The 1,207-nt window shown below is 34.5% G+C and carries 2 protein-coding genes and 1 pseudogene; all 3 read left to right on the forward strand.

The features are described from left to right. Positions 1 to 316 (forward strand): annotated as a pseudogene (locus tag CWB66_RS18620) (chitodextrinase); the annotation flags it as partial. Between the two features lie 119 nt (positions 317 to 435). Continuing rightward, the gene (locus tag CWB66_RS18625) at positions 436 to 1,035 is read left to right on the forward strand and encodes a hypothetical protein (protein ID WP_252371797.1); all 600 of its coding nucleotides are present in this window, start codon (positions 436 to 438) and stop codon (positions 1,033 to 1,035) included. Positions 1,036 to 1,056: 21 nt separating this feature from the next. Continuing rightward, positions 1,057 to 1,207, forward strand: a 151-nt coding sequence (locus CWB66_RS23110; protein WP_171037536.1) for a transposase, incomplete at its 3' end; no start/stop codon positions are given.

Raw genomic sequence — 1,207 nt, forward strand, 5'->3', positions numbered from 1 at the left:
CATCACTTTTAGTTTAGGCACAGCCTCAACGTTACAATTAGTTATTGATATTGAACAAGGTCGTATACCAAATTTAGATGCGGAAATTGGTAAACAGATTATTTTAGATCTGATCAACATTAGTATGTGCACAAGGCAGCTGCAAAATAATTATCCACATTTTAGAAACCCTAAACTAATGTACTTCAACACAATAGACAGAGCCTACGCAAACCGTAAAAGTCAAAATAAAATAAGTGATTATATTCCTTGGGATGACGATTTTCATTATGCAGCAGATAAAGACTGCAGTGCATTAGAGGAAGCAATAAAATGATTAAATATTTAATAATATTTGCTTTAAGTCTAACTAATTACACTTATGCAAATGATCAACCTCTAGACAGGTACTGCACAAAACAAATTGATCAACTTAGATTATTTTACGTAAACGGTATGTTTACTACTGAAGATGACTTTCGTGAAAATTTGTTTTGGCTAGATAATTTTCAAGATACTAAATTAAGTAATTACCAAAAAGGTAGAAAGCCAACAGGCAGCTACAACAAAGATGAAGAAATGCACATGCAAATATATGAAGTCGCGCAACAAAAATATGGTGATTTATCTCCTTTTTCAAATAAATATCATCTTATAACAGCAATACTTGGTGGTACCATTGATTCACTTTCTCAGGAAGATATAGCCCATGTTGAATCTGTAATTGAGGAAGTATTTAAAGATGTCACTTATTCAAAGTTAAACGACACTGACTACACAAATGCCTATCAAAAATTGCAATTTCAAATGCACTCTTGCAACCGTATTATTCTCATTGGCCACTCACAAGGAAACTTTTACACAAACGCTCTTTTTGAAGAAATCATATCTAGTTATCAATACACCGACGGCTATTTAGCCTCCGATTACCCAATGGTTAGTTTAGCGGCAATAGCAACACCTACTAGCTCTCTAGGCGGTAGCTTAGGAGAGGAATACACGCATCTTATATCGCACATTACTCTCCCCCTGTGTCAGGATAGTTGTCGCTTCTAACTTTTAATAGAGGCAGATAAAATGAGACGTCGATTTACACAAGAATTTAAAGTTCAAGCTGTTGAAAAAGCATTATCTCAATGTGATGATGTTCGCTTAGAAGATGTTGCGCTTGATTTAGGTATCGGTTATTCAACCTTGCAAAGATGGATAGAGATAGCTAAAATCAATG

The sequence above is a fragment of the Pseudoalteromonas sp. S558 genome (genome assembly GCF_005886635.1).
Lineage (GTDB): Bacteria > Pseudomonadota > Gammaproteobacteria > Enterobacterales > Alteromonadaceae > Pseudoalteromonas > Pseudoalteromonas aliena.